The sequence below is a fragment of the Solidesulfovibrio alcoholivorans DSM 5433 genome (assembly GCF_000702665.1).
Taxonomy (GTDB): Bacteria; Desulfobacterota; Desulfovibrionia; order Desulfovibrionales; family Desulfovibrionaceae; genus Solidesulfovibrio; species Solidesulfovibrio alcoholivorans.
Map to the genome: position 1 here is coordinate 35,195 of NZ_JNJA01000007.1, position 26,955 is coordinate 62,149.

Annotated in this window: 14 protein-coding genes; 13 read left to right on the forward strand and 1 reads right to left on the reverse strand. The window is 42.6% G+C overall.

The genetic code is table 11. The annotated features are described in order from the left end of the window. Positions 1-338 precede the first annotated feature (338 nt). Complete coding sequence (locus Q368_RS24635; RefSeq protein WP_084158784.1) at positions 339-2,603, forward strand: hybrid sensor histidine kinase/response regulator; 2,265 nt, start codon at positions 339-341, stop codon at positions 2,601-2,603. A 593-nt stretch (positions 2,604-3,196) separates the two neighbouring features. Here Q368_RS24635 and Q368_RS24640 read toward each other — a convergent pair. Beyond that, on the reverse strand, positions 3,197-3,388 hold the full coding sequence (locus Q368_RS24640) for a hypothetical protein (protein WP_084158785.1): 192 nt from the start codon (positions 3,386-3,388) through the stop codon (positions 3,197-3,199). Positions 3,389-4,505: 1,117 nt separating this feature from the next. Here Q368_RS24640 and Q368_RS0113395 point away from each other — a divergent pair. The 12 genes from Q368_RS0113395 to Q368_RS25750 all read left to right on the forward strand — a co-directional run bounded on the left by Q368_RS0113395 (position 4,506) and on the right by Q368_RS25750 (position 26,846). Beyond that, positions 4,506-5,714 carry an IS256 family transposase gene (locus tag Q368_RS0113395; protein WP_029459568.1) on the forward strand — a complete coding sequence of 403 codons (1,209 nt, stop codon included), beginning with the start codon at positions 4,506-4,508 and terminating at the stop codon, positions 5,712-5,714. An 82-nt stretch (positions 5,715-5,796) separates the two neighbouring features. Beyond that, positions 5,797-8,262: a methyl-accepting chemotaxis protein gene (locus Q368_RS24645; RefSeq protein ID WP_084158786.1), complete on the forward strand. Its 2,466-nt coding sequence runs from the start codon at positions 5,797-5,799 to the stop codon at positions 8,260-8,262. Beyond that, complete coding sequence (locus Q368_RS24650) at positions 8,262-8,732, forward strand: chemotaxis protein CheW (RefSeq protein WP_084158787.1); 471 nt, start codon at positions 8,262-8,264, stop codon at positions 8,730-8,732. Before Q368_RS24645 ends, Q368_RS24650 begins: the two co-directional genes overlap by 1 nt. 546 nt (positions 8,733-9,278) lie before the next feature. After that, entirely contained in the window at positions 9,279-11,417 is a 2,139-nt protein-coding gene (locus Q368_RS24655; RefSeq protein WP_084158788.1) for a methyl-accepting chemotaxis protein, read from the forward strand. Positions 11,418-11,595: 178 nt separating this feature from the next. Beyond that, positions 11,596-11,934 carry a hypothetical protein gene (locus tag Q368_RS25745; protein ID WP_156955727.1) on the forward strand — a complete coding sequence of 113 codons (339 nt, stop codon included), beginning with the start codon at positions 11,596-11,598 and terminating at the stop codon, positions 11,932-11,934. Between the two features lie 889 nt (positions 11,935-12,823). After that, complete coding sequence (locus tag Q368_RS23195) at positions 12,824-13,333, forward strand: chemotaxis protein CheW (RefSeq protein WP_043785951.1); 510 nt, start codon at positions 12,824-12,826, stop codon at positions 13,331-13,333. 67 nt (positions 13,334-13,400) lie between these two features. Then, entirely contained in the window at positions 13,401-15,410 is a 2,010-nt protein-coding gene (locus tag Q368_RS0113410) for a methyl-accepting chemotaxis protein (protein ID WP_029459570.1), read from the forward strand. Positions 15,411-15,940: 530 nt separating this feature from the next. Next, complete coding sequence (locus Q368_RS24665) at positions 15,941-18,232, forward strand: response regulator (RefSeq protein WP_084158789.1); 2,292 nt, start codon at positions 15,941-15,943, stop codon at positions 18,230-18,232. Between the two features lie 163 nt (positions 18,233-18,395). Beyond that, positions 18,396-19,973, forward strand: a complete 1,578-nt coding sequence (locus tag Q368_RS24670; RefSeq protein ID WP_084158790.1) for a diguanylate cyclase — start codon at positions 18,396-18,398, stop codon at positions 19,971-19,973. A 987-nt stretch (positions 19,974-20,960) separates the two neighbouring features. Continuing rightward, on the forward strand, positions 20,961-21,470 hold the full coding sequence (locus Q368_RS23930) for a chemotaxis protein CheW (RefSeq protein ID WP_052360166.1): 510 nt from the start codon (positions 20,961-20,963) through the stop codon (positions 21,468-21,470). Positions 21,471-21,538: 68 nt separating this feature from the next. Next, positions 21,539-23,545 carry a methyl-accepting chemotaxis protein gene (locus Q368_RS23205; protein WP_043785956.1) on the forward strand — a complete coding sequence of 669 codons (2,007 nt, stop codon included), beginning with the start codon at positions 21,539-21,541 and terminating at the stop codon, positions 23,543-23,545. 532 nt (positions 23,546-24,077) lie between these two features. Then, complete coding sequence (locus Q368_RS25750; protein ID WP_156955728.1) at positions 24,078-26,846, forward strand: GAF domain-containing protein; 2,769 nt, start codon at positions 24,078-24,080, stop codon at positions 26,844-26,846. The last annotated feature ends 109 nt before the right edge of the window (positions 26,847-26,955 follow it).

Consider the following 26,955-nt stretch of genomic DNA (forward strand, 5'->3'; position numbering starts at 1 on the left):
CTCGTGTAACGGATTGGTTTAGTTTATATCTTGGTGGTGGACCAACCTACAGGTGGTTCACCTTTTTTTAACGGCGTGGTATTCAGAGCTAGGATCGGTCCCGGCTTGGTCCACGTGTCATTGCTGTCCAGAAGGGCCAGTTGGCCCGGGGCAGAGAGTATCCCATCGATCGCAGCTTGGGAAGTTTACTTGGTGTTGCAGTTGATTTTAAAGGAAAAAAACACAATATCCAAGCTTCATCGATAATCTTACGACAAGATATCGACTTAACTTTTAGCGAACCTACAAAAACCAATACATAGCTCACCACGCAACGAACAAATAAACAGAGACCTCCAATGCGAAAAATCAAAAATCGAGTAATCGTCTTAATGCTAGCATCTCTAGTCCCCATACTAGTTATTTTAACATTGTTGAATTATAAAGTAAGATCTCAAAACTATACCATTGCCGAAAAGAACATATCTCACGCTATACACGAAATAAAATTTTTTCAACTTAGTCTTACAACAAAAACCAGAGAAATATTATCACTACTTTCACAAGAAGACGAAGTACAACAAATTGACACCGCATCAATGTCCAAATTGTTTTCAAGCATCTTACTAAGCAATGGCGAAATTTATAGCAATCTATTCTTTTGCGATTTAAATGGAAATGTCATTGCGTCTGGAAAGCAAATACAAAACGCAACAAATTCTAGTACCAGGAAATACTTTACAGATGCAATTAAAACAGGCAAATTTTCGACTGGTGAATATATAGTAGGCAGGATTACAAACAACCCAGTATTCCATTTTTCCTACCCTGTTAAAAACCATTCAAACAAAACTCTCGGAGTGCTCGTAATTTCCATAAATCTAAACAAACTAGACGCAATATTTTCGAAAACTTATCTACCAGAAGGTTCTTTCATGAGAATATTTGACCACAACGGCATAAGTTTACTCAGACTTCCGCCAGATCCGAAACATTATCAAACAGGCTCAAAGCTTCGAGAAGATTTTTGGAAAAAAATCTCAAGTTCAGATTCAGAAAACAGTTTCATTGACCTTGGATCAGATAACATTGAAAAACTCTACAGCTTCATAAACATAACAACAAATGAATCCAACACCCCATTCATGCACTTCCTGTTTGGCATACCGACTTCTTCAATTTATACAGAAGCTAATAAATATTTACATCTAAGCCTTGCCATTACCATCGCTGCGACATTACTAACTGTATTAATCTTCAGACACTACTCACAAAAGACGATAACAAGGCGCATTGAAATCCTACACGACTTAACACAAAACCCCGCGATCGCTAATAAAAATTACACGGGAGACATATACCAAGATGAATTAACTCAGCTAATGCTTTCTTTCCACGATATGATCAAGAGGATATCTAAATCATCTTCACAGTTAATAAAAGCGAAAGAAGATGCAGAAGCAGCCAACCTAGCTAAATCTAGATTTCTCGCGACCATGAGCCATGAGATTAGAACTCCATTCAATGGAATAATGAGCATGCTTCAACTATGCGAAGGCACTAATCTCACAACTGAACAAAAATTATACACTTCCTTAGCTCTTGAATCTACGAGAAAATTGCTCGCCCTAGTAAATGAGATCTTAGACTTGGCAAGACTGGAACAAGGAAAAGAAATATCTTGTGTCACGGAATTTTCTCTAGCCTGTATGCTTGCCGACATGGAAATTCTCTTTAAATCTATTTTAAAAGATAAAAAAATAAAATATGAATCACATATCGTTAACGATTTACCTCTTTTGATTGGCGACGAACTAAAAGTACGTCAAATACTTTTTAATTTGATAGGAAACGCCTTAAAAGCGACATCTGATGGCTCTGTTGTGGTTTCAGCCTCACCGATTCAAATATGTCAAGAATTTAGAAAAATCACCATAATGTTCACCATAACTGACACTGGTCTTGGCATCCCACAAGAGCAAATCAAACGACTTTTTAAGCCGTTTACACAGATTAAAGGGACTTATACGCAAAGCAAATCTGGAACTGGACTCGGACTGTCCATTGTCACAAGACTTGTCAAAACAATGGAAGGAACATTATGTATTTCAAGCGAAGAAAACGCAGGAACAACCGTCGATCTAACGCTGCCATTTTATTACTCAGAGCAGCGCGACACTCTACTCCCTCAAAAAAACGAACTAATTGATCTACAAACTTTTAAACCTACAGACTCAATCAAAATACTTTTAGCAGAAGACGAAAGAGTTAATCAAATAGCACTGCAACATTTAGCAAAAAAAATTGGGTTATTCATAGATGTTGCAAACAATGGGATAGCTGCTCTAGAATTACTTTCACAGAATAACTACGACTTGGTTCTCATGGACATACAGATGCCTGAACTAGATGGAATACAAACTACTCAGAGAATCAGAGCAAGCAAAACTACTTATGCAAACATCCCTATCATCGCCTTAACAGCGTACGCTATGCCAGGAGACAAAGAAATGTTCATCGAATCGGGAATGAATGACTACCTATCAAAACCAATTGAGTTCAACACCCTCATACAAATATTTCAAAAATACGGGCGCTACCATGCCGAACCAAAAAACGTTTAAAAAGTTCTTACGACATTAATCGTAACGTTGATTTTACTGACATAAATCTGCGCATCCGCCTTTTTAGTCCCCAGAAAAACGCAGGAACCTGCGTATTTGAACGTAGCCGCATCAGTTCTGCTGCTTCGTCATTGAGCTGGACAGGTGCAGAGTGTATCCCATTGGCAGCCGCTTGGGAAGTTTGCTTTATGTTGCTACTGGCGAAGAAAAAGTTCAAGAATTACTTTTAGATAAGAGTCCAGTGAAGTTGCCATGAAACTCACCGTGAGACCGATGCCTCAGGATTCCAGTTTACTGGACTTTTGAAAAACCAGAATTTAGCCGTTTTTCGGCGCTAGAATTCACAGGATCCTGCGAGCCCACCCGCTTCTGTTCTGGATAGACACGCGCATGTACTGAAAACTCTAGTTTTGTCCAAGTATGTCATGTACAATGGCATAATTCTGCCATCCTGCCCCACGGTAACTTTAAAAACGAAAGAAATTTCGTTTTTGACCAGCTAGACGTAGGGCGTAATAAAGTAATCAAACTTGATCAAGAGAATCGGAATAACAAGAAAAGCAAAACTCTAACAAAACTAGTACTAGAGCAGCTCAATCGATGTAAATATCAACAAACTCTAGTAAAGTTTGAACAGCTATTTCGCGCGATTCAGTATCAGACAACATTGAATTAAGTTCAAATGCCGCAGAATAGTTTCCCTGCTCCAATATAGCATCATAAGCATCAGAAACAAACTGCTCAAATGCTATGCCAATTTTGACATGCACAAGAGGTTTTCCCATGGATCAGTGTTACCATAAAATCACCACCATTCGCTACATTTTTTTAAAACATGCACTCTACAATCATTTCAGCACTCGGGACAAGATCTTATGATCGACATGGCAGGATTCTGCCATCCAGCCCCAATACCCAACTCCAAAAAAGTAGGAACCTGCACTTTTGACCAACTGGACAGGAGATGGACCAGGTGAATCCTGGGGATCGGTGAAAGCAGGAAGGAATCGGAACCCGTGTTGGCTGGACCGCCACAGTCCGACCACAGATGCGCCAACCAGGTCGAAAGTAGACCTAATAAAAACAAAAAATCCCGTTGGCTACTCGCCAACGAGATCACATTTTCACAGGGGCTTTTGTAATAATTTTAAGGGGTTAAACTCTGCTTGTAGTGTGTCAAGCAAGTGCTCTCCCCCTGAGCTACGCTCCTAGATTCAAAATCAGGGAAGGGTTTATCTACTCAGAACTCTTCCCCAAGTCAACCCCGAATTTTCCGTTTCCCAGATTTTTTCGGGGACCAACCCGTTGGCGCTTGTTGGCACCGTGTAGGCGAGGTGGGTAAGTACGGTTTCTGGCCGGGGAGGTCAAGGGAAAAGTTTCGTGGGGATGACAGAGAAAATGCACCCCGGGGAAATAAAAAAATAATTGCTAATTATTTCAATGGTTTACGCAATAATATTCGCAGACATCCTTCATGCAGAAACCTGCACTCGTGAAAAAACTCCCAAACCACTCACCCCAAACCGTAAAAATTTCCGATCTGAGAAAACAAAAAGACACGCTGATTCAGATGGTTAGCATGGAAATTATTCATACCAGAGAAATAGAGATTTTACCAATCATAGGAATGTAAATGCCAATGTGAATCCTGGCAAGTATTATATTTTCCCCGGAATTGATGACAATTCGATAGAGACACGTAATAGAGTAGCCATGGAAGACGACTCATCAAAACGCCATTTAAAATTCCACCCGGTAGAGTCCACGGAGGTGGTGTAAATTCTGGAGTCGTCCAGGCCGGGGGATGGCCTCCAGCCTGGACGGGATTGGCGAGGTGGCCATCGGGCCGATTGGCTGTAAGGTGAAGTTGCGAAGCCGCACCTGCAACCAAAGGAGACCACGATGGCCGAGGACAGCATGGCATTAATCGAGCTGATGCAAAAGGCCGACGGCGGCGATTTTCTGCGCTCCCTGGCGGAAGCTGTTTTGCAGCTTCTCATGGAAGCCGATGTGGACGGCCTGATCGGAGCCAGCCGCCATGAACGAAATCCCGAGCGAGTCAGCTACCGCAACGGCTACCGGGACCGCAGCCTTGATACCCGCGTTGGCTCCCTGCAACTGCGCATCCCCAAACTGCGCCAAGGCAGCTACTTTCCGCCCTTCCTGGAGCCGCGCAAGACCAGCGAACGCGCCTTGGTGGCCGTCATCCAGGAGGCTTGGATCGGCGGCATCTCGACGCGGCGCGTGGATGATCTCGTCCAGGCCATGGGCCTTTCCGGCATCTCCAAGTCCCAGGTGTCCAAGTTGTGCAAGGACATCGATGAACGGGTTCATGCCTTCCTTTCCAGGCCGCTGACGGGGGAATGGCCCTATTTGTGGCTGGACGCGACCTACCTCAAGCAGCGTGAAGGCGGCCGGGTGGTCAGCGTTGCCGCCATAATCGCCGTGGCGGCGAACACGGAAGGCCGCCGAGAAATCGTGGGGCTGCACCTCGGCCCCAGCGAAGCCGAGCCGTTCTGGTCTTTTTTCCTCAAAGGCCTTCTTCGTCGGGGACTCGCCGGCGTGAAGCTGGTCGTCTCCGATGCCCATGAAGGTCTCAAAGCCGCCATTGCCAAGACGTTCGGGGCCACATGGCAGCGCTGCCGGGTCCACTGGATGCGAAACGCCTTGGCTCGCGTCCCTAAATCGCAGCACGCCATGGTTTCCGCCGCCCTGCGCCAGGCCTTTTTACAGCCGGACGCGGCCAGCGCCAGCCAGACCTGGCGGCATGTCGCTGACCAGCTTCGCGGCAAATGGCCAAAACTCGCCAGCTTCATGGACGAAACCGAGCACGACGTGCTGGCCTACATGACCTTCCCGGCACAGCACCGGGTCAAGCTGCACAGCACCAATCCGCTGGAAAGGCTGAACAAAGAGGTGAAACGGCGAGCGGACGTGGTCGGCATTTTCCCCAACGAGCAGTCCATCATCCGGCTCATCGGGGCCATCTTGCTGGAGCAAAACGACGAGTGGCAGCTGCAAAGCCGCTACATGCAGGTCGAGGCCATGGCCGAACTCAACACCCAATCCAACGAGGCGCAGCCAGCCCAAATTCCACCCAGGGCAGCCTGACCGATTGCCACCTCAAGCACACCGGAATTTACACCACGTTGACGGACGCGACCTTCCACCCCACTACGACAGGAGAGCTTATATGCGCTTCAGCGACCTGAAAATCAAAACGAAGATCATGGCAGGGGCATTAGCACTTGTTCTAATAACTGTTATATTTGGAGGACTCGCCGATATTTACATGGAGAAAGTGTCACATGCTCTTTTTGGCATAACGGACCGCGATGCTAAAGCCGTGGAGTATGCTACCGGGGTCGAGCGCATGGCGCTTAACACGATAATGGAGGAGAAGAATTACCTCATCACAAAATCTGACGATGCCCATCAACGGGCAGAGAAAAATGTCAAAGAGTTGAATACTTACCTCGACAAAGTTGATGCAATTGCTCGCCAATACAACTTAGACTCGCTTTTAAAACAATCTCAAACCGCAAGAGAGGAAACATCTAAATATGCAGACAAGTACCGAGAAGGAGTGAAGTCCATTAAAGACAACCAAGACGCTGTCAAAGAGTTGGTTCGCACTGGCAACATAGTAGGCGACGCTGCCGATAAATTTCTATCAATGCAAGTTGCCGCATACACTAAAGCACAAAAAGATGGTGTTGAAGCTGCTACACTTGACAAGTACGTCCAGCGCTACATTGTAACAACTCGAATTTACGAACTTGCCCTTAAAATCATGCGCGCCGAAAAAGAAGAAGTAAACTACAAAGACAGAAAAGCGTATGCATCGATGCAGAAGATGTTGCCAGAGCTAATGGACAATTACAATAAGCTCGAGAAGATAACCACGGATTCCAACGAGTTGCAGCTCATCAAGGACGCTCGCACCGCCACTCAGACTTATGAAAAATCGGCAGCTTCCTGGATAAAAAATGATGACAACCTGAAATCGATTTTAGCGTCCATGGCTACTCTTGGTCAAACCGTTATCAAGCAAGCTCAAACAGCAGAAGAAGCAGGTTACAAACAACTTGAATCAGCAAAAAACAATGCACTTTCATTAAGTTCAGAGGCAAACACCATTATTGTATCAACAATTGCTATCTCTATCATCCTGGGGCTTTCGATTGCGTTCATCTTAGCATCGATTATCAGCAAACCAATTATCAAGGGCGTATCGTTTGCAAAAGCCGTTGCAGCTGGTGATTTAGACCAAACTCTCGACATCAATCAGAAGGATGAGATTGGGGTCTTGGCAGATGCATTAAGAACGATGGTAGGGAACCTTCGAGACGAGCTCTCTTTCTCTAAAGGAGTCATGCAAGGCATTGGCCTGCCATTTTCTATATTCTCCCCTCAGGACAAAGTAATATATACTAACAGAGCGATGATGGATCTCATGGAGATACCAGGGAACCCGAACGACTACACCAATAAACAGTCTGGCGAGTATATTTTCGGCATTCCCGGAAAAGAAACTTTGTCTACTCGAGCAATTAACGAAGAGAAGCTGCTCGAGGCCGAATCTAACGTTACAACAAGAAATGGAAAAAATAAACATGTTTACGTATCATCATCTCCTTTCAAAAACAATCAAGGCCACATATTAGGAACAGTTTCTATCTGGCTAGACCAAACTGAAACAATAGAAGCCAAAGAACGAGCTGAAAAAGCAAAAGCCGAAGGCATGCTTCAAGCCGCACAACAACTTGAAAGCGTCGTAGAGATCGTAACTTCCGCATCTGAACAATTATCTGCTCAGATAGAACAATCGAGCAGAGGATCGGAAGAACAAGCGCGCAGCATCTCTGAAACAGCGACAGCGATGGAAGAAATGAACGCGACAGTGCTTGAGGTCGCTAAGAATGCTTCAAACGCTGCTGGAACAGCTGATCAGGCAAAAACCAAAGCTGAAGAAGGAGCACGGGCGGTAAGTCAAGTTGTTAAGGGCATTGGTCAAGTCCAAAACCAATCCCAGGAAATGAAAATTGACATGGACAATCTGGGCAAGCAAGCTGAGGGAATCGGACAGATTCTTAATGTCATATCGGACATCGCTGACCAGACGAACCTACTGGCTCTGAATGCTGCCATCGAAGCGGCCCGGGCTGGTGACGCCGGACGAGGATTTGCGGTTGTCGCTGATGAAGTCAGGAAACTGGCGGAAAAAACCATGACCGCAACCAAGGAAGTCGGGAACGCAATCCGCGGCATTCAGGACGGTACCAAGAAGAACATTGAAAACGTTGAGCGCACCGGGAAAAACATCGAAGAGGTCACAAGTCTTGCGACAAACTCCGGTGACGCCTTACGACAAATTGTCACTTTGGCTGAAAAAACTACAGATCAAGTTCGTTCAATTGCCACAGCTTCTGAACAGCAGTCGGCTACGAGCGAAGAAATCAATCGTAGCATTGAATCTGTGAATAGGATTTCATCCGAAACGGCTGATGGCATGAGACAATCTGCACAGGCAGTAACCGAGTTAGCTGACCAAGCTCAAGTCCTTAAGCGACTCATTGACGAGATGAAATCTGACGGCGGATCATCATCCACCGCCCTCCCCTCTGGCAAAAAAATCCTTGCTCTCGGGAGAGGTTAATGAGCGAACCAATTATGACCAACCAGGAGAATGAACTTCTCCAGCTTGTGACCTTCGGCATTGGCGAAGAAGAGTTCGGGATTGACATCCTGAAAGTTCAAGAAATTATCCGTATCATGGACATTACTAAAGTTCCAAATGCTCCTCCTTACGTCGAAGGTGTTATTAACCTACGAGGGAAGGTGATACCTGTCATTGACCTCCGAGGTAGATTTGGTCTAGATTATCGTGTCCATGATAGCCAGACCCGTATCATAGTGGTAGATCTTCATGCTTTGACAACTGGTTTTGTAGTTGATGAAGTGTCTGAAGTACTTCGTATTCAATCAAACACAGTCGAACCTCCACCACCAGTTGTTTCTGGAATCGAATCGGAGTACATCAAGGGTGTAGGAAAACTTGACAACCGACTGCTGATCCTTCTCGATCTTGATAAGCTAGTTCCGCTTGAAGAGTTTACGCGCCATTAGCTCCCGATGTTAACGTCAATGAAGCCCACGCAATCCGACTAAGTAAGGAGAACGTGGGCTCTTGCGTTGCCTAAAACTTACCTCTCCCATCTGAATACATGTGCAACAACTTTGAACGGAGTAAGTTCTGAGAAATATGCATTTACTTGGGCTGACAAATCGCAGGATCCTGCCATCCGCCACCCTCGTTTCTGGTATGAACTCATTGCCTAGCCTAAGAAATCCATATTCTACCCATCAACAGAAAATCTAAAGTTCCAGTAAACTGGACTTTTTAGCGACCTACATTTTCGTAGCTTTTGTCTCAGCAATCAGCTGTCTGTCTATGGGAATCTGGGAACTGGTGGGTTCCTCCTCGGGCGCTCGTACTATCCAGGTGGGACGGAGGTCTGCCAAACTCAACCGGTGTCAAATTAGACTAATAATTTCGGTTGTGTTCAAAGCACTACTCTACTTGCCCTTGGACTAAGAAAGGTGTTAACGTCTTTTCAGACTAAGAGTATCTCGCTTAGCCAAAACATCACCGATTTAGGAGGATATAGTACCATGAAAATTTCCAGCAAGCTTATCCTGCTGACAACGATACCACTTATCGCATTTCTGGCTATCAGTATTCTTTACACCAAAATCAGCATCGACGAATCCGATATTGTAGCAAAAATGTCTGAAAATACGAAACTGTTTATCGCAATATCAGATTTGGTTCATGAATTACAGAAAGAACGCGGGCGCACTTCCATATATCTCTCCGGCGGTTCTCAAGACGATATGAACTCACAGCGGAAATTATCCGACAATCAAATCAGACCTGTACTCGATGAGCTAAAAACCGCTCCCCTCAATTCTCAAGCAAAAGAGGCAACTTCTCAAGCAGTTTCAAGCATTGAAAAAGTACGAAGTCAGGCGAATCAGAATTCATCAACAAAAGAAGTTGTTGATGCATATGGTAAAATTATTGCTGATTTAATGACCGCTGAAACAGCTATCGCCAACTCCAAGACAACCCGAGGATTTGGAAAATCTCTGACGACCATCATCATTTTAGAGACTGCGAAGGAGAATGCAGGAAAGCTTCGTGCTACTGTTTCCGGCATTTTGACAGCTGACAAGCCTATCAACGAAGAGATGTTTACGCGTCTCATTACATTCAAATCCAACATCGATACAAACCTTGAATCAAAAGCTCTTGTACTTGGAGCTCAAGCGCACTCCCTTCTGGATGAAACCAGAAAATCACAAGCGTGGCTGGACACAAACAAAGGATTCAACACGGTACTTGTAAAATCAAAAGAAGGCAGCTTCGGGATAAGCGGGAAAGATTTCTTCTCTACCATCACTCAAGTTATCGAATCTCTGAATTCAGTCCGAACAAAAGAAATGGCAACAATCACAAACAACCTGTCAACAATTCAAGCCGAAATATCTTCATCACTCACAAAAGTTTATGTCGTCATCGGAACCACACTCATTTTATCACTTTTAATTGCTTTTTTTGTAGCCAAATCGATCACAAACCCCATCAACCATCTTATTCAGTACGCACAAAAAGTTTCTAAGGGAAATTTAGAGGCTGAAATCTCCGAAAAGTTCACGCACGAACTTGGAAGCTTGAAATCTTCATTAAGCACCATGATTTCAAATTTAAAAACTAAAATTTCCGAGGCAGAAACAAACAGTAGAAAAGCTGAAGAAGAATCTTTACACGCGAAAATCGCCACGAAAGAAGCTGAGGAAGCTAAAATATATGCTGAGCATGCAAAAGCTGAAGGGATGAATGCAGCTGCAAATTCTATTGAAAATGTTGTTGAAATTGTCAGTTCGGCATCTGAAGAATTATCAGCGCAGATTGAGCAATCGACTCAAGGGGCTGAAATTCAGTCACAACGAGTAGCAGAAACTGCCACTGCCATGGAGCAAATGAACGCTACGGTCATGGAAGTTGCAAAGAATGCTTCCCAAGCAGCAGAAACCGCAGACCAAGCTAAACATCAAGCACAAGATGGTGCAAAAGTAGTTACTGAAGTTGTCACAGGGATAGCTGATGTCCAAAGCACTGCACTTGAGCTCAAGAACGATATGACATTACTAGGCAAACGAGCAGAAGAAATTGGCCAAATTCTTAATGTTATATCTGACATAGCTGATCAGACAAATCTTTTGGCTCTTAATGCAGCTATTGAAGCTGCTCGAGCTGGTGACGCCGGACGAGGATTCGCAGTGGTTGCTGATGAAGTTAGGAAACTGGCTGAGAAGACCATGACCGCGACCAAGGAAGTGGGAGATTCCATTCGCGGAATCCAAAACGAAGCCAGAAAAAACATTGAAAACGTTGACTTAGCTGTTAACAGAATCGGCACAGTTACCAACTTGGCGACCAAGTCTGGAAATTCTCTAGAGGAGATCGTTAAGTTTGTTGACCTAACGACTGATCAAGTACGTGCGATAGCAACCGCTTCTGAAGAACAGTCAGCAACTAGTGAAGAAATCAATCGAAGCATCGAGGACGTAAATCGCGTCTCAATCGAAACATCTGATGCGATGCGACAATCTGCTCAAGCGGTGGGAGAGTTGGCTAATCAGGCTCAGGTGCTTAAGCGGTTGATTGACGAGATGAAGTCGGATAGTGGATCTGACACTGTTTCCCTCCCCTCTAGAAAGAATCCCCTTGCTCTCGGGAGAGGGTGAGTTGGCCAATCCAGCTCAGTCAGGTCCTTAAGCGACTCATTGACGAGATGAAATGACGGGTCGGGAACGCGTGCCCTTTCGGCACTTAGCCCTAAAAAGCTTATTTAGTTCACCAACAAAAATTCAGACCGAGGGATAGGTCATAAGCTCCAGGGGCCTATCCCTCATAAATAAAATCATGCCCTACGAAAACATAAAAACTATTTCTAACAGCATTCTTGGTCAAAAACGCCCAATTCCATTCGAGAAAAAAGCTTTACTGGCGATGTACTTCTCAGAACTTCTTTCGATGAGTTTTTGTGAGATAGAATATATACTCGAATCAATGACACGAGAAACAATGTATCAAATCATATATTTTAACAAACAGTTCGTAGAAGATATTTACGCAAAATTTACTAACTCTAAAATTGAAGAAATAATGCTAGATATTTTTAACTACATGGTCACTGCCAAAGAAGTGAACAGAAACTTAGATTTGCTTAATTCCGATGAAAAACCGACTATTGCTCAATAAGCTTAAGCTAAAACATCGCAGTACACTGTGCCCCCCTACATCTGTGATTCTCATAATATCATTTAGATTGTTTATATTGGAGAGAAAAAGTTTGCAAAACATTATGTCACTTCTCAGATCGGGCCAGACCAATTTAACTGCCCCATCTACTGAAAATCAAAAGATGCAGCTTCCTTCATTCCAGAGAGATAGGCTGTTTCAAGAAAATAGCCACCAATCGGGGCTAAAAAATGGCAGGATCCTGCCATGGAACACGGGTGATTATGCTCTAAAATGTCATCCAGCCGGCCATCAGCTGAAAATCATAAGTTCCAGTAAACTGGATTTTTTAACTTCCTGTATTGTATCAGCTATCACCGAAAAGGACAGTTCAAGCCCTTCCCTTGGGAGTTTTTGGGGAAAGGGTTTTTCCCCGGACACCCCTCCCCCACTCTCTACCGGGCCTGTCCTGAGGCTTTTCCAATCGGTCAGCCAAGTTGGTTCCCCCTGGGTTAAAATACCAGGAAATCGCGTTCTACACCCAACTTATGCTTACCATAGGGCCCGGTCCCTTCCGAAATCACATTCAACTTGACCTGTGTCGAAAAAGACATGTCCTCAATGCAGGAAGCTGCAGTTGTCAACGCAACTTTGAAAATTACCACTTTGGACTCGTATGTGCAATGCCTTTTACTAAAACATTTGTCTTGAAAAAATTTTGCAACAGAGGCAAAAAGGAGATAGAATTAAAACTCCTAGCCGCGCGCAACGAGCGACATGCAAGAGTAAATATACATTCATGCACTAACCAAATGTCTTAGTTCAAGCACAGTAACAACGCCTGGCTGCTTCATCGAAAAAATAGCAAAAGCACTTACCTGGAATTCGGAAAACTGACGGGGAGGAATCGATGAAAGAATCAACAGATAGTTGCGATGATCAGTACTTAACTTTTACACTTGAAAAAGGGCTATACGCCCTAAGTATCAATCATGTACGAGAAGTTCTTGAGTATGTGACCATTACTAGAATGCCGAGGACGCCGGACTATATCTGTGGCGTTATCAATTTAAGAGGTCACGCAGTCCCAGTTGTTGACCTCAAAGTAAAGTTCGGCCTCGGACAAACTGAAAAAACCATCAATACGTGCATCATAATTACCGAAGTAAATTTTGAAGGTGACCAAACTGTTTTTGGAATTCTTTCTGATTCTGTCCGAGAAGTCTACGAGATGGATGAAGGACAAATCGAACCCCCGCCCAACATGGGTACTGCCATTAGAAAAGATTTTATAGTTGGGATGGGTCGGTCAGATGATGTATTCATTATCATTTTAGACATCAACAAAGTTTTCAACTCACAAGAGTTAGCTAGCGTTCTTGACGCTATAGATGACAAACAGGCCGCCATCGCTCTTTAATTTTTCTTTCCAAATAGGCTGTCGTAACTTCATTTTTAACTGATTCAATACTAACCAGGAGGACAAGATGCGAAATCTTAAACTTGGAATAAAGATTGGTATCGGCTTTGGCATCCTCATTTTAATCGCATGTACTCTTGGAGGGATGGCCATACTTAACATGACAACTGTAGAGCACAACGCAAAAAGACTATCAGATGAGTATGTACCTGAAGTAGCTATTGCCAACAACGTTGAACGTTCTTCGTTTTTGACGATGTACGCATGGCGCGGTTACAGTCTTTCAGAAGAAACTTCTTTTCTTGATGAAGGCAAAAAAGAACTTAGCCAAGTTCAAAAGCATTTATCCGATGCAAAAACACATGCTGACAAGTACTCTGAGTTGGTCAAGTTGCGCGAAAATGTTGCCTTAGCCCAAGGCAAAGTAAGCGAGTATTCAAAATTAGCAGACCAAACAGCTGCTCAAATCCAAGCACTGGATAAAGACCGAAAACTCCTTGATACTTCGGCAGCAAGCTACATAAAAAATGCAAACGATTTTCTCAAAAGCCAAGAAGAGGCCCTCGCCAAAGAAATCGCTAGCGGCGCATCTGGCGATAAACTCAAGGAAAGAACAAACAAAGTTTCATTAATCAATGATGTAATTGACATCGGGAATGAAACACGCAATTTGGTCTGGAAAGCGCAAGCACTTCGAGAACCTAAAATCCTTGAAGGAGCAATGAGCAACTTCCCAAAGATTGAAGATTTACTAGCTAAAATCAAAACCATTACGTTTGCTGAAAGCAATATCAGACAACTCGCAACGATAAGCGAATCTGCCCAAGTCTACAAATCTGCGATGACAAGTCTAGTGACAAATTGGAATGAATTACAAAAAACAAACGTTAAAAGGACAGAAATCGGCCAAGCAGTTTTAAGTGCTGCCGCTCAGACCTCCCTTGCAGGCATGGATCAAACCAGTGAAATTTCAAAAGAAGCAGTCACCAGCCTTGGAACTGCCTCTACTACCATGGTTGTAGGACTTTCCATCGCCCTTCTCCTTGGAATTATCGTTTCAGTCGTTTTAACAAAAGCAATTACAGGGCCAGTTCAAAAAGGTGTTCAGTTCGCTGAAGCCATGTCCAACGGTGATTTCACCAAAACCCTTGACATAGACCAAAAAGATGAAATTGGTATTTTGGCAGCATCCCTCAATACTATGGTTGTAAAGTTGCGTGAAGTTGTTGCTGAGATTCAATCTGCCTCAGAAAATGTCGCGTCTGGTTCAGAAGAATTATCTGCTTCCGCTCAAAGTATGTCTCAAGGTGCAACCGAACAGGCTGCCAGTGTTGAAGAAATTTCTTCATCAATGGAACAGATGTCGTCGAACATCAGACAGAATGCCGAGAATGCTCAGCAAACACAGTCTATTGCGGTTAAAGCTGCTCAAGATGCTCAAGAAGGTGGCAAAGCTGTCATTTCCGCTGTCACCGCGATGAAGAATATCGCTGAAAAGATTTCGATCATCGAAGAGATCGCTCGCCAGACCAACCTTTTAGCGCTAAACGCCGCTATCGAAGCTGCACGAGCTGGTGAGCATGGTAAAGGTTTTGCTGTCGTAGCCGCTGAGGTCAGGAAACTGGCAGAACGGAGTGGCAGTGCCGCGTCAGAAATCTCTGACCTCTCGACTTCAAGTGTCCGAATCGCTGAACAAGCAGGTGACATGCTCACGAAGATGGTCCCTGACATTCAACGCACAGCTGAACTTGTACAGGAAATAGCTGCGTCAAGCATTGAACAAAACTCCGGTGCTGAACAGATCAATAAAGCCATCACCCAACTCGATCAAGTAGTTCAGCAGAATGCGTCTGCTTCCGAGGAAATGGCCTCAACATCGGAAGAGTTATCTAGCCAAGCAGAACAACTTCAAAGTACAATCGAATTCTTTCAAGTTGGCACCACCAGCAACAAACGACGGACAGCACCTAAAGCTTTGCCGACCGGCCGCTCAAGGAGCATGACCGCCATCAGGAAGCAAACGTCTACCGCAAAGATTGATTTGGACATGGAAGACAACGACTTCGAAAAGTTCTAACAATTTTATCAGGGAGGTGGGGTGAGTGCCCCACCTCCTCTTTGAGAGCAATAAAATGAAACTTTGCTACAACATAGAAACCAACCAAACATTTGCACACATGGTGCGCACAGTTGGACACAAACTCCTTGGGGAACCAAAGAACAGAAGTCAAATAAGCAGATGCTTTCTCGCAATATATTTCATTGACTTAGTTCTTCACGAGAACAAAAGAATACTTGACGCGTACAACCATGCGGGGAAGGAAAATATATTCATTTCATTATACAATTCAGAAACCTTGCTAGAAGAGGTTGAGAAAAGATTTGTCGAAGCCGACTATCGCCAAATCGTACTTACTTTATCAAAGTTTGTTATGGAATCAACAATGATTCCGACAAACTCAAAGTCAAACCCGACATAGTCGCCACCTCAGGGACCACCACCATTAATTCGCAAGCTAATTAACAACATGAGAGAGCCCCCCCAGGCGATCATCACCGCAATACCTCTACGAACACACAACGCTTACACCAGCTAACAGGTTAAACATGATTTTGACATCTCAGCATAGCAAGCTTGCCATCCTATTTCTTCTTGTTGTTATTGCATGGTCTACTCTAGTATCATTGCTATACTCGTCTGCAAAATCAAACACTCTAGACTCTATTCAATCACAAGCTTTAGTTGAAGCAGAGATAGCTCACAATAAGGATTTGATATACAGACGATGGGCTGCAAGGATGGGTGGGGTGTACGCCGAAACATCTCAAGGACTCCAACCAAACGCTTACCTAGATATTCCTGACAGAGATGTCGTCACGAATTCAGGAAAACATCTCACCTTAATAAATCCTGCGTTTATGACGAGAATGGTCCACGATGCAATGAACCGCGAGTCTGGGCTGAAGGGGCATATAACTAGTTTAAAGCCGCTGCGGCCCGAAAATGCCCCCACCCCATGGGAACGAAAAGCGCTGGAGGAGTTCTTAACTGGTTCCAAACAATTTCATGAATTTACATCTGAGGGCGGAATGAATGTTCTTCGGTTCATGCGCCCAATGCGCACAGAAGAACCTTGCTTGAAATGTCATGCCAAACAAGGATACAAAATTGGAGACATCCAAGGAGGCATTAGTGTAACTGTCCCAATGGATAAATACAGCGAATCATACGCCAAACTTATAACCTCTGCCTTACACAGATATCTTATCATCGGAATTATTGGCTTTATATTCATAGCGGCAACATTTATCTATCTACTCTGCAACGAAAAAATCAGAAAAATCGCAAATGACACTTTAATCAAATCCGAAGCGAAAAGCCGCGAAAACGAGGCGCGTTTTAAATCACTGTATGAATGTTCTCCCCTAGGGACTCTCCTCATTAACAAGGCCGGGACAATAATTGACTGCAATAACGCTTTATGCAATATCTTTGACTTTCCCCGAGAAGCATACCTGGGATCAAATCTCCTTGAAGCTGTCAAAGATCCACTCTTCCTAAATTCCATCGAAAAAATGCTTACAACTGGCGAATCTTATGAAGAAGGCCCATACGAATCTGCTTACTCTAAAAAAAATCTTTTTATCAGATCGCACGGAATAAAAGTTCATGAAGATCTTTTTATGATTCTCGTAGAAGATATTTCTGTCCAAAAGGTTTCAGAGCTCGAACTTATTGCTGCAAAAGAACAAGCGCTTGCAGCTTCTAAGTCAAAATCAGAATTCCTGGCCAACATGAGCCACGAGATCAGAACTCCTCTGAATGGCATCATGGGGATGCTCCAACTCCTTGAGTCGACAAATATCGATAAAGAGCAGAACGAATATATCGACATCGCACTAAACTCGTGCAGAAATCTAACCAGCTTAATATCTGACATTTTGGACTTATCGCGAATCGAGCAAGGATACCTATCACTAGAAAGTCATGGGTTTAACATCAAACATTTGATTGAAGACGTTATCCATACTTTCATAACACAATTAAATCAGAAAAATATTGGCATACAGACCTCTATAGAAGACAAAATACCAGAACTTGTTTATGGAGACTCTGGACGGCTACGGCAAATACTTTTCAATATATTCGGAAACTCCGTAAAATTCACCCCCACGGGGAATATTTTCCTATCGGTTAGCTATTTACAAAGGGCAGAAGTCATAACATTTTTTATTGAAATTTCAGACACTGGCATTGGAATCCCAGAAGATAAACTCGATGAAATTTTTGTCCCTTTTACACAAGTTGATGGATCTTTGACACGTAAATACGGAGGGGTTGGGCTTGGACTTTCTATCGTAAAAAAGCTACTCCTTGTAATGAGTGGAAGTATCACTGTCGGCAATAATGTTGGAGGGGGCACTACGACTTGTGTTGCAATTCCATTTAAGATTACTGAGCCTCCGATTCTAGAGAACACAAATCAACCTTACAACATCGATTGCGAAAACATTTCGAGCCTAAAAGTACTCATCGCAGAGGATGATAAAGTCAACCAATTGGCTATATCTAGCTTCGTAAAAAAAATCGGCCATATTCCAAAGTGTGTCGACGACGGCGAAGAAGCGTTAAAACTATTGCACTCAGACCAATTCGATTTAATTCTTATGGATATTCAAATGCCGAATCTTGATGGAGTTGAAACAACGATAGCGATAAGGAACTCTCACGAAAAATTCTCGATGATTCCAATTATAGCCTTAACCGCTCATGCTATGACTGGAGACCGAGAGAAATTCTTGGCCCATGGCATGAATGACTACCTAGCAAAGCCAATCATCCTCGAAGACTTAAAGAACGCAATAGATCAAATACTCACCTACAACACAAGCGTTTAAGATTTACAAAACGTACAAGCGATAAAAGCCCACGCAATCCACCAAAATGGAAACCGTGGGCTTATATTAATCCTTAAAAACAAAAAAACATCACAGGACCTGACACCCATATTTCTTGTGTTTTGCTCCGACTTGTCATTTTAAAATTGGGAAGGAGGGCTTAATGTTTTCCACGATTCGCAGCAAATTCTACTGCTTTTATGTATTGATTGCATTATTTTTGGCTTGCATCATGACTATCGTGCTTCAATCAAATCTAAAAAGCATCTCAACGAATGAAATTCTACTCGAGGAATTTCGCTACATACAAAACTATTCAAGGCTAATTCATTTACTACAAAAAGAACGGGGACTCACCGCAAATTATTTCTCCAACAGAACGGCAGAGAATAAAGTCAACCTAGAAAATGCCCGTTCGAACACCGACGAGCAACTGGGAATATTTGCAAACACGCTTGATGCATCGGACACTACATCTCAAATTACTCAGATTAGAAACCAAGCGGACCAGGGAAAGTCGGTGCCATCATCAACCACCAAAGAATATTCGCTGATTATTTATCGTTTGATACGCGCGTTCAGCTCAAACTCATTTATTGAAAACTTTCATCACACACCACAATATCTAATCGTAGAGAACTTAATCTCCACCAGGGAACACCTCGGAAAACTACGGGCATACATAACCACATTACTAAACAACAAAAACGCTTCCGAACAAGACAGCCTTTACATCGACAGTGAAAACTCTTACTATTTAGCCGCCAAAGAAAACTTATTAAGCATTTTGAACCAAGAATATCCAGGAATTACTCAAGAGATTACTCGATCAAACCATATAAAAAATGCCGAAAAATTTGTACAAACATACAGCGAAACAAAGGTGACAAATCTAAGCCCGAACGAATGGTTTAGACTTTCGACACAAGCCATGGACTACTACCTCTCCGTCCAGAACAACCTAAACTCACTAATTGAAGAAAAACTAACCCAGAATATTAAATCGTCGAAAACAACTGCGCTGTTAGCATCGACAGCAACAATATTAGCCATCACTCTTTCTTTCATATTCTTTGTCAAGTATTTGAATTTATTTTCATCCAGGATACTAGCTCTAGACACAAAAATGAAATCAATTCTATCAACAAACAATTACCAGATCGAAATATACGACACAAATAAGGATGAAATTTCAGAAATATCGAACTCATTGAACACCCTACTGAAGTTCACAAACTCATTAATTGAAGAAAAAGATCTCCTAGCTTCTAGGGACAAGCTTACAAATTTATACAACCGGCATAAATTTTCATCTCTTTTTCATCTCGAGCTAGATAGGTACAAGCGTCATGGTACAACATTTTCTATTTGTATTTTTGATATTGATTTTTTCAAAAAGATTAACGATGTGCACGGGCATGCCGTCGGGGATGAAGTACTGGTAAAATTAAGTTCTGTCATCTCCCAACACATCAGAGCAAATGATGTTTTTGCTCGATGGGGAGGCGAGGAATTTGTTTTACTGCTGCCCTCAACTACCATTCACTCGGCACTTATATTTGCTGAAAAAATACGGGAAATTGTGGAGAAAATCAGTTTCACGAGAAATTTCAATATCACAATAAGCATTGGCGTAACAGAAGTCACCCAAGACGACACTCAGGATTCATTAATAATCCGGGCAGATGAAGCTCTGTATGAATCGAAGAGAACAGGCAGGAACAAAGTTACACCAAAGTGAAGAATGGATTCCACGCAATAAACCCAAACAAAAGAACGTAAACTTTATTCTCTTTCCCTTAACAAACTAATTCCTCTCCAGAACTATCTTCCCCTCTTCCAATCACGACACATTGAACTCGTCACTGGGCTGAACTCGCAGTTGGTCCAGCTTTGTCGAAGGCAGAAAGCTAATGCTAAATAATACGGATAAGTCAAAAACGCAAGAAAACTCGTATTTGAAAAAGTACAGCATTCCAGGAGGAAACTTACCAGCCCTGCCCTACCCGACGCTCCAGGACCAGGGACAGAGCGAGTTCAGGGACGGTGACACTTGTCACGGGACTTAAAAATCGCAAAGTCCTGCGATCCGACACCGTCGTTTTCGATCCGAAATGTCATCCAGCCCGACACATCTGCTGAAAATCAAAAGTTCCAGTAAACTGGACTTTTTAAAAGTCGCCAATGTCGTAGTTTTTCTCTCAGCAAAAAGCTGAAGCCTTTCCCTCGGGGGATTTTGGGGCTTGGGCTTCTCCTCGCCCCCCCCTCCCACGCTCTCTACCGGTCCCGTCCTGGGGTTTTTCCAGTCATCCCCTTGGTTAGGCTTCCCCATGTGCCCAAATCCCAGGAAATCGCGTCCTACACCCAACGTCCGATTTTCAAAGGGTTTGTCCAGTCCAAAATTATATTCAACTGGACATATGTCGGAAAAGACACGTCTTCAATGCAGGAAGCTGCATATTACCGCAACTAGAGAAGATAGCACTTTGGACTCGTATGTGCAACGCCTTTTACTAAAACATTTATCTTGAAAAAGTTTTGTATCAGAGGTAAAAAGCAAACAAAGTCAAGCTCCTAACAGAGTGCCCAAGTGACATGCAAGAGCAAATACTCATTTTGCACTAACCAAAGTGTCTTTTCTCAAGCATAGCGACAACTCGGGATGCTTCATCGAAAGAAATAGTACGGTCGCTCACCCTGCAATTCGGAAACCTGACGGGGGAAATTGATGAAAGAACAGACAGATAGCTGCGATGACCAGTACTTAACTTTTACCTTAGAAAAAGGGTTATACGCCTTAAGTATCAATCATGTAAGAGAAGTTCTTGAGTATGTGACCATTACCAGAATGCCGAGGACTCCGGACTATATCTGTGGGGTTATCAATTTAAGAGGTCACGCAGTACCAGTAGTCGACCTCAAAGTAAAGTTCGGCCTTGGGCAAACTGAAAAAACTATCAACACTTGTATTATAATAACGGAAGTTAATTTTGAAGGTGATCAAACTGTTTTCGGAATTCTTTCTGATTCTGTCCGAGAAGTTTATGAAATGGATGAAGGACAAATCGAACCACCGCCCAATATGGGCACTGCCATACGAAAAGATTTTATTGTCGGGATGGGTCGGTCAGACGAAGTATTTATCATAATTTTGGACATCAACAAAGTTTTCAGCTCACAAGAGTTAGCCAGCGTTTTTGATGCTATGGATGACAATGAGGCTGCCATAGCTCTTTAATTATTCTAACGAAATTGACCGTCGCCACTTCATTTTGAACTGACCAAAAAACTAATCGGGAGGATAGGATGCGAAATCTTAAACTTGGAATAAAGATTGGCATTGGCTTTGGCATCCTTATATTGATTGCATGCTCTCTCGGTGGAATGGCCATGTTTAATATGACCACAGTCGAACATAATGCAAAAAAATTATCTGACGAGTATGTCCCCGAAGTAGCTATCGCGAACAATGTAGAACGCTCTTCGTTTTTGACGATGTATGCATGGCGTGGTTACAGTCTATCTGAAGAAATAGCGTACCTCGACGAGGGAAAAAAAGAACTTTTCCAAGTCCAGAAATACTTATCGGAAGCAAAAAACCACGCTGATAAATTCCAAAACTTGGTAAAACTGAGAGAAAACGTGGCATTGGCTCAAAGCAAAGTTAATGAGTATTCGAAACTTGCCGATCAAACCGTTGCCCAAATTCAAGCCCTAGATAAAGACAGAAAAATTCTCGACACATCTGCAACTGCCTATATCAAAAATGCTTACGAATTCTTGAAAAACCAAGAGGATGCGCTAGCCAAAGATATTGCTAGTGGAGTTTCTCAAGATAAGCTGAAAGAAAGGTCGAGCAAGATTTCGATGATCAACGACGTAATTGACATTGGAAACGACACTCGAATTTCCGTTTGGAAAGCTCAAGCACTTAGAGAGCCTAAAGTACTTGAAGCAGCAATGAGCAACTTCCCAAAAATTGAAGACTTGTTGTCGAAAATAAAAACCATAACCTTTAATGAAATAAACATCAGGCAACTTGCCGCCATATCTGAATCTGCTCAAACTTACAAAGCTGCGATGACCGGTCTCTTGGCCAACTGGAATGAATTGCAAAAAATCAACGTTAAAAGGACAGAAATCGGCCAAGCAGTTTTAAGTGCTGCCGCTCAGACCTCCCTTGCAGGTATGGATCAAACCAGTGAAATTTCGAAAGAAGCAGTCACCAGCCTTGGAACTGCTTCTACAACCATGGTTGTAGGACTTTCCATCGCCCTCCTCCTCGGAATTATTGTTTCAGTTGTTTTAACTAAAGCAATTACAGGGCCAGTGCAAAAGGGTGTTCAGTTCGCTGAAGCCATGTCCAACGGTGATTTCACCAAAACCCTCGAGATAGACCAAAAAGATGAAATTGGTATTTTGGCAGCATCACTTAACACGATGGTTGTAAAATTGCGTGAAGTTGTTGCTGAAATTCAATCTGCCTCAGAAAACGTCGCTTCAGGTTCGGAAGAGTTGTCTGCCTCAGCGCAAAGCATGTCACAAGGGGCAACAGAACAAGCGGCAAGTGTTGAGGAAATCTCTTCATCTATGGAAGAGATGTCATCCAACATTCGACAAAATGCAAAAAATGCTCAGCAAACACAGTCGATTGCAGTTAAAGCAGCACAGGACGCTCAAGAAGGTGGAAAAGCTGTCATTTCAGCTGTGACTGCAATGAAGAACATCGCTGAAAAAATTTCCATCATCGAAGAGATTGCGCGACAAACCAACCTGCTCGCTCTAAACGCTGCAATTGAGGCAGCCAGAGCCGGTGAGCACGGAAAAGGATTTGCTGTTGTAGCAGCTGAAGTCAGGAAATTAGCTGAACGGAGTGGTACGGCCGCATCGGAAATTTCTGAACTTTCTTCTTCCAGCGTTTCGATAGCGGAAAAAGCTGGTGACATGTTAACCAAGATGGTACCAGATATTCAGAGAACAGCTGATCTTGTCCAGGAGATTGCTGCTTCAAGTACAGAACAAAACTCTGGCGCCGAACAGATCAATAAGGCTATTACACAACTTGACCAAGTTGTTCAGCAAAATGCCTCAGCTTCGGAAGAAATGGCTTCGACTTCTGAAGAGCTTTCGAGTCAAGCAGAACAACTTCAAAGCACAATTGAATTTTTTCAGGTAGGTAATTCTTTAAGACAACGGAGAAATCTTGTTAAAGCTTTACCTACCAGTCACTCCAGAAGGTCTAATATCCACAAACAAACATTGACAGCCAAAATTGATCTCGACACGGACGACAACGATTTTGAAAAATTCTAGCAATTCCACTGAGGGGGTGGAGGATATGCCTCCACCTCCTCTTCGAATACATATGGCTAGTAATTTAAATTCATGAAGAGTAGGCAAATGAAAATTTGCAAAATTATGGAGACTAATCCAACTCTCATAGAAAACATCCGTTCGGTCGGATTCAAACTTTTAGGCACACCAGAAGATCGAACCCCAATAAACATAAGCTACCTAGCCATCTATCTGATAAATATAATCATAATATACGAGCCAAAGCTCTACAAAGCTTATAATCAAATCGGGAAAGAAAACATTCTTATCGCCTTATATAGCACTGAAATTCTTCTTAAAGACATTGAAACAAATTTTTTGCGCAGCAAATACACTCAAGTAGCACAAGATCTCGCCAGCTTTCTGATAAACCTGTCAGCCAGTGCCTACAATCGCACACGAAGTCTATGCTAGCGCAACACAAGCAAACTTTGACTTAAAAAAATTAAATAGACTGTACCACGACCACAGCAACATCAAATTACACAAAAAAAACTAACAGGCTATCAATATGAAAAATAAGAATACAAACAGCAAACTCTTAAAGGAACTTACCAAAGCAAAAAAAGAACTCGCACGTGCGCATATTAAATCCAACCTATGTGAAAAATTAAAAGATGAGCGTGAAATAGTTGTTCAACTTTTTAGACTCATTGGTTCAATGAATTCTTTCCGGGAAGTGATGTCCGAAATTACTGGTTTGATGAAGAGTTGGTCAGACTGCGAAGCTGTCGGCATCCGATTACGTGAAGGTGATGACTACCCTTACTTTGAAACCAGTGGATTTCCGGCGAAATTCATCTCCCTCGAAAATTCTCTATGCGCTACGAATAATCAGGGTGAACTTATTACAGATACTTTAGGAAACCCTGTTTTAGAATGTATGTGCGGAAACATTATACAGGGTAGGTTTGATCCTTCGTTGCCGTTTTTTACTGAGCATGGAAGTTTCTGGACTAACAGTACAACTCTCCTCCTTGCATCAACCAGTGCTGCTGACCGTCAAGCACGAACACGCAACCGCTGTCACGGTGAAGGATATGAATCTGTTGCTCTGGTCCCTCTCCGCCATGGAAATGTAACTCTAGGTCTCCTCCAGTTTAATGATCCTCGAAAAGATAGATTTGATCTAGATCGTATCCGATTGTTCGAAAGGTTAGCAGAAAACATAGCTTTTTATATCACACATTTTAAAGCAATTGAAGACCTTCGCGTGGGAGAAGCGGCTCTACGTCATAGCGAGGAAAAGTTTAGAACTCTTTTTCAATCCATGATTGAAGGAGTTGCTTTACATGAAATAATCCGCAACGATTCAGGGCAAGCTGTAGACTACCGCATACTTGACGTTAACCCTCAATTTCAAAAATATACGGGGATTGATCCAAATATTGCCGTAGGCGCATTAGCGTCACAAATATACGGAACAGACCAACCACCGTATTTAGATATTTATGCTAAAGCCACTGACACAGGAGACCCTATTCGGTTCGAAACATTTTACCCCCCTCTTAATAAAACTTTTGTTATATCGGCATTTTCACTGGAACACGACAGATTTGCAACTGTATTTGAAGATATTACTGCTCGAAAGAAACACGAGGAATCCATATTTAAAAATCAAAAAGCATTCAAATCATTGTATCGTATCAATCAGATGGACGAAGACTTTTCAGAAAATGAAATTATACAAACTGTTGTCGACATTGCAACAGAACTTACAAACTCAGAAGGAGGATATTTACATTTAATAAATGAGAATAGTCAAACATTAAAGCTTACAGCATGGTCTTCTGAAGTTTTAAGAACGTGTACTGCCGTTAAAGACGACCACTACCCTGTGTCTCATGCAGGTCTTTGGCTTGAATCCTTCAGACAGCAAAAGCCTGTAATTCACAACGACTTCCCTAATGAGGAACGAAAAAAAGGGTATCCACCTGGGCACTTTGTAATCAATAGACATCTTTCGGTACCAATATTTGATGGGGACAGGATCGTTGCTGTTGCTGGCGTGGGAAACAAGAAAGAACCTTATAATGACAATGATTCTGATCAATTACAGCTATTCATGGTCGAAATGTGGAAGGTCCTACAAAAACGAAACATGCAAGAGGAACTCAAAAGAAGTAGAGACCAAGCCGACGCCGCCAACAAAGCAAAATCTGAATTTCTCGCCAATATGAGTCACGAGATCAGAACACCTCTGAACGGCATCATGGGAATGTTGCAATTACTTGAATCAACAAACCTGGATGTAGAACAGAGAGAATACATTGACATGGCCCTGACTTCGAGCAAAAATTTAAATCGCTTGATTTCTGATATTTTAGACTTGTCCAGGATTGAACAAAGCGGTATTGGCCTAGAAATTCATGGATTTAGCATCAATAAAATCATCAATGATGTCATTAGCACATTCATCACAGAATTAAACTCTAAGCAGATACAACTTTCAACTCACATTGATGACTCAATCCCCAAAATCATCTATGGCGATTCAGGAAGATTAAGACAAATAATATTTAATATTTTTGGAAATTCAGTTAAATTTACTCATTCTGGACAGGTATCAATATCAATCGAATCCTTAACAAGAGCGAGCACTATTTACTTATTTATTGAAATATCTGACACTGGGATTGGCATACCTGAGGACAAAATAGATGTAATTTTTACTCCATTCACACAGGCAGATGGATCTATAACTCGCAAATATGGAGGTGTTGGCCTAGGCCTTTCAATCGTCAAAAAACTACTCATAGCAATGGAGGGAAGTATCACTATTGAGAACAATGAAAAAGCAGGGGCTAAAACATGTATCTCTCTGCCCTTCAGCACAAATGAACCGCCAATAGTTGAAGATTTGCACCGACACATCGGAAACACGAAAGAAACCTTTTCAAATGAACAAATACTAATTGTCGAGGACGACAAAATAAATCAATTAGCAATATCTAGCTTTGTTCAAAGAATTGGCCATACCCCTACATGCGCAAACGATGGACTTGAAGCATTAGACATATTAAAATCAAAAAAAATAGATTTGATACTTATGGATATACAAATGCCCAACCTAGACGGCATACAAACAACTAAAACAATTAGGAGTTCGAAAGATACATATTCTACACTACCAATTATCGCACTTACAGCTCATGCGATGCCCGGAGACAAAGAAAACTTCTTAGCCAATGGGATGAACAGTTATTTGTCAAAACCGATCAATTTTGAAGAGCTAAAGCAAGCAATCAATCAAATATTAAGCAATGAACGAACTATCTAATCCACCACACCAGGGATTAGTCTATGCAAGAACTTTCTTTCGACCCACTTCACTATTTACGCGAAATGTGTAACTGCGAACCACACCTAGATAGCTCTAGCAATATCCA